Source organism: Succinivibrio sp. (assembly GCF_045124615.1).
Classification (GTDB): Bacteria; Pseudomonadota; Gammaproteobacteria; order Enterobacterales; family Succinivibrionaceae; genus Succinivibrio; species Succinivibrio faecicola.
Genome location: NZ_JBGVMC010000094.1, coordinates 1 through 4,370, shown reverse-complemented (window position 1 = coordinate 4,370; position 4,370 = coordinate 1). Strand labels below are relative to the sequence as shown.

Annotated in this window: 6 protein-coding genes; 1 reads left to right on the top strand and 5 read right to left on the bottom strand. The window is 36.4% G+C overall.

All coding sequences use genetic code 11. From position 1 onward, the window contains the following. Positions 1–117: 117 nt before the first annotated feature. Together ACJML3_RS02625 and rplY are read right to left on the bottom strand one after the other, a co-directional pair. Entirely contained in the window at positions 118–999 is an 882-nt protein-coding gene (locus tag ACJML3_RS02625) for a S1 RNA-binding domain-containing protein (RefSeq protein WP_406020355.1), read from the bottom strand. 95 nt (positions 1,000–1,094) lie between these two features. Continuing rightward, complete coding sequence (gene rplY, locus ACJML3_RS02620; protein WP_406020353.1) at positions 1,095–1,379, bottom strand: 50S ribosomal protein L25; 285 nt, start codon at positions 1,377–1,379, stop codon at positions 1,095–1,097. Between the two features lie 242 nt (positions 1,380–1,621). On the opposite strand from rplY, the gene ACJML3_RS02615 reads away from it, so the two are divergent. Further along, positions 1,622–2,134, top strand: coding sequence for a deoxycytidylate deaminase (locus ACJML3_RS02615; protein WP_406020351.1), 513 nt, complete (start codon positions 1,622–1,624; stop codon positions 2,132–2,134). 59 nt (positions 2,135–2,193) lie between these two features. On the opposite strand, the gene ACJML3_RS02610 is transcribed toward ACJML3_RS02615, so the two are convergent. The 3 genes from ACJML3_RS02610 to ACJML3_RS02600 form a co-directional block, all read right to left on the bottom strand. Then, entirely contained in the window at positions 2,194–3,063 is an 870-nt protein-coding gene (locus tag ACJML3_RS02610) for an aldo/keto reductase (protein ID WP_406020349.1), read from the bottom strand. Next, positions 3,063–4,046: a tRNA dihydrouridine(20/20a) synthase DusA gene (gene dusA / locus ACJML3_RS02605; RefSeq protein WP_406020347.1), complete on the bottom strand. Its 984-nt coding sequence runs from the start codon at positions 4,044–4,046 to the stop codon at positions 3,063–3,065. The genes ACJML3_RS02610 and dusA overlap by 1 nt, the downstream gene beginning before the upstream one ends. Before the next feature lie 52 nt (positions 4,047–4,098). Continuing rightward, positions 4,099–4,370, bottom strand: a 272-nt coding sequence (locus ACJML3_RS02600) for a hypothetical protein (RefSeq protein WP_406020346.1), incomplete at its 5' end; no start/stop codon positions are given.

Here is a 4,370-nt window from a genome sequence, read left to right as displayed (position 1 = left end):
CTTCAGTCTTCACCTGCTTTATTGCAGTAATAACAAAGACAAATGCAAAACTGATTAGTGCAATAAGAATGAATGATTTTGATGTAAACAGCCCCAAAGAGATCAGAAAATCCATATTTATTCCTTATTTAATACTGAAGAAGACTGTGTAAAACCTTTTTGTGTCAGTTTAATACCGTCATCTAAAAGTTCAATTAACTGAAGTTTATAAAGACCGCCAATAGCTTTTTTGAATTTGCCTTTTGACATATGCAGATAATCTTCAATTTCCTGAGGATCTGACTTGTCATTTAAAGGGATAAAACCATCTGCACGTTTCAAAATGGATAATAAAAGCTTTGAAGCATGCTCAATTCCCTTTACACCAGGCTCTTGCAAAGATACATCAAGCTTACCATCATCACGAACATTAGTGATGTATCCTTCATAACGTTTACCGATTCTTACAGGCTCTTTTAGCTCTGATTTGTACATTAGGGCATATACACTGTCATTTACAACAGTTCTAAAGCCAAGAGGTGTATGTGATACAGGAACGCAGGTAACTCTTTGTCCTCTTTTAAACTCACCTTTTTTAGCAGCATCCTTGATATAGCGGTTATATCTTTGTGTGCCAAAAAGTCTGCCCTGTTCATCAATTGTCACTAAAACAAGTACTGACTTTCCAACCTCAAATTCTGAGCGCTGTTCTGATACAGGAACGATAAGATCTTTAGGAATACCAAGATCCATATAAACAGTGCCACAGTCGATAGACTTTACAGTAAGTCTTCCGACCATTCCGCACTCAAGGTATGGATGTTTTGCTGTTGCAAGTACTCTATTACCATCCTTGTAAAGGAATACTCTTAACATATCTGATACTTTTAAAGATTCAGGAAGCTGAGATTTAGGTACGAACAGAGAGCCGAAAATATCAGCATCTACAAAAGCCCCCTGATCGGTTATTTCAACCACTTCAAGCTCAATCATATGGCCTATTTTAATCATATCAGACATAGCAATTTCCTAAATAATGTGTATCTTGCGCATAATATATGAAAAAAGCCACTCTTATTTCAAGAATGGCTTCTTATATTTCACACAGCGATCGATTAAACGCGCATGAAGTCGATGTGTAAAATACGCTCTGAAACTGGGTGACGCTGAATGTCAACAGGCTTTACCTTGATTGACTTGCCGTCTAAGTTTAATTCTACACCTGTGTAGAACTCATCTTTTAATGCAGCTGCGATAACTTTCTTCTCATCTAAAGTTACTGAAACAGCTTCTTTGCCCTGACCGATAACGATAGCTGGGGTCTTGAACTCACGACGTAGGCGGCGGCTCGCACCTCTTCCCATGTCAGTACGTGAAGTAGCATCTAAAACAATTGCCATTTTCAACATTTCCTAAAATTGGTTAAACAAAATATATACTGTGCAATGCGACCATAAACACAGACTGCAATATTATACAGATAAAATAATAATATTCAAGCATTTAAAACAATCGTTGCGATCCTCTTAAATTTAAAGAGATTTTTTATCTGACTGTGTTAATTTTGTGAGTTGCAATAAATGTGAATAACATGATTTACTATATAATCCACGCAGTATCAGTTTAACATAAGAGATAAACAATGACACAGTACATAAGACCATCAAAAGATCAGTCATTCATGGAGATTGCTGTTGCTGTTTCCATGAGATCAACATGCCTTAGAAGAAGATATGGCGCTGTTATCGTATCAAAGGACGGAAGAATCGTATCTACAGGTTACAACGGAGCCCCAAGAAACAGAGCTAACTGCGTAGACTTAAAAGAATGCCTTCGTGAAAAATGTAAAATTAAACCAGGTACTCACTATGAGCTTTGCAGAGCTGTTCATGCAGAGGCAAACGCTATTGTTAACGGCAATCCTTTAGATGTTGTTGGTGCAACCTTATATCTTGCTGGTACTGATGCGGCAAGTAACAGTGCCACAAAACAGATGAGACCTTGCTCAATGTGCCAGAGACTTATTTTAAATGCACAGATTGCAAGAGTTGTAATGAGAGATGTTGACGGAAATTTAGTTAGCGAAGATCCATTAACATGGGATGATGATCTTCCAGAAAAGATTGCAAGAGATATGAATCTTGCAACTGATTAGCATCTATATTTGAATGTATGCATCAACATTGATGCATACATAAACTTGCAAACTCCAATTTAAATTTCTTCTAGGAATTTTGGATAAAGATAATCTGCTCTTTCATCAATTCTTGAAGGGTCATAGTTTCTTCTGTCATTACAGTTCATATCAGATATTGTTTCCATATCAGATGTTGTAATATCAAAAAAATAAAGATCAGAGTTTTGAACAATCTTGTCTTCGCTGACAGCTTTTGGTATTGCAACAATTCCTCTTTGAATGCACCATCTTAAAAGGATCTGACTTGAGGTTGCCTTATAATAATCACGCATACCAATAATTCTTGGATCATCAAGAATAAGTCTTCCTTCTGCACCTAATGGAGAATATGCCTCCATAGTAATTTTATTTCTTCGACAGAAATTTATTAGATCTTTTTCTGTATTTAAAGGATGAATTTCAGTCTGATTAACCTGTGGTGGCAGTTCATAACCTAGATCTAAAATTTTCTGAACCTGCTCTATATTGAAGTTACAAACACCTATTGCTCTGCAAAGACCTTCTTGCTGCAGTTTTACAAGCTCTTCATATACCTTTTCAAAACCTTTTTTAGGCCAGTGAATAAGGTATAGATCAGCATATTCAAGTTTAAGTCGCTTTAAGGAATCTAAAAGCCCCTCTCTTGGATTATCAAAGTCTGTAACCCAAAGCTTTGTTGTTACAAAAAGATCTTCTCTTGTAATACCAGAATCTCTAAGTGCTCTGCCGATTGTTTTTTCGTTATTATAGATTTTGGCTGTATCAATAAGTCTATAGCCATTATCTAAGGCACAGCGAACAGCATTATAGGTTTCATCACCTGATTTCATTCTATAGGCACGAAGACCTAAAAGCGGCATTTTTACATCATTGTTTAAGGTAACAGTAGATTTGATACTAAGTTCCATCAGACCCTCTGCATTTTTTCATATGCATTTATAAGAACTGATTCATCAGCTCCTAGTTCATGCATATGTAAACTTAAATAGTTTCTAAAATGTCTTGCACCTTTACATCCGTTAAAAAGATTAATGGTATGAATACCAAGATGGTGAAGACGATTTCCATTCTTTACAAAATCATGAGCCATTTTTACAACGCTGTCAAATACCTGCTCACGAGAAAGCACAGCTGATCCATCATTGTAAATCATGGAATCTACAGATGCTAAAAGATATGGATTATCGATTATCGCTCTTCCTAGCATAACACCGTCAACGTAATTTAGATGCTCTTTGCAATCATCAATATTTAGTATTCCACCATTAATTGTAATGCTAAGATCAGAAAATTCCTGTTTTAAATCATAAACACGCTGATAATCTAAAGGAGGAACTGTTCTGTTCTCCTTTGGAGACAGGCCGTTAAGCCATGCCTTTCTTGCATGAAGAATAATATGACGTGAGCCGGTCTTATAAACAGATTCAACAATTTTTCTTGTATATTCAGTTGAATCAAGATCATCAACACCGATTCTTGTCTTGACTGTGACAGGTATGGATACAGCATCCTGCATTGCCTTTAAACAGTCAGTGATGACATCAGGAGTCTTCATTAAAATAGCGCCAAAAGAACCTTGCTGCACCTTATCTGATGGACATCCTGCATTTAGATTTATTGCACTGTAGCCAAACTTTTCACCGATTTTACAGGCTTTTGCAAGAGTTTTTGGATCAGAGCCTCCTAACTGAAGAGTGCATGGATTTTCACTCTCATCATGCTCTATTAAATATTCCTTATTGTGCACTAAAGCAACAGCTGCAATCATTTCTGTATACAGCATAGCCTTTTTACTCATAAGTCTTGCAAACTTTCTGAAAGTTCTGTTTGTAACATCAATCATTGGTGCTACAGAGAATCTGTCAGCATCTGTAAACTGGTATTTATTCATATTTATCCATATAAAAAAGCGGGCATATGCCCGCTTTGACTTTTAAAAATAACTAGTCTTCGAGCTCACCTGATATAAGTTTTGCTACGCTCTGATCAAAGTATTTCTTTTCAAGTGCAGGCAGTGTTGAGGTATAGCCTGATACCTTAGATAAAAGAGCCTTACCGTTCTCATCATCAGGTTTTGATAAAAACTGTCCAATCAGCATACCAAGCTTCTCCATCTGAGATGCCTTAATACCACGTGTGGTAGCAGGCAGTGAGGAGAATCTTACTGCATCATACTTAATATTAGGGTTATCAGTTAAAACCTGAGCAATTCTAA

Excerpts from the sequence above, each read along its gene's own strand:
- rplY (WP_406020353.1), bottom strand. The coding sequence starts at position 1,379 with ATGGCAATTGTTTTAGATGCTACTTCACGTACTGACATGGGAAGAGGT.
- ACJML3_RS02625 (WP_406020355.1), bottom strand. The coding sequence starts at position 999 with ATGTCTGATATGATTAAAATAGGCCATATGATTGAGCTTGAAGTGGTT.
- ACJML3_RS02610 (WP_406020349.1), bottom strand. The coding sequence starts at position 3,063 with ATGGAACTTAGTATCAAATCTACTGTTACCTTAAACAATGATGTAAAA.
- dusA (WP_406020347.1), bottom strand. The coding sequence starts at position 4,046 with ATGAATAAATACCAGTTTACAGATGCTGACAGATTCTCTGTAGCACCA.
- ACJML3_RS02615 (WP_406020351.1), top strand. The coding sequence starts at position 1,622 with ATGACACAGTACATAAGACCATCAAAAGATCAGTCATTCATGGAGATT.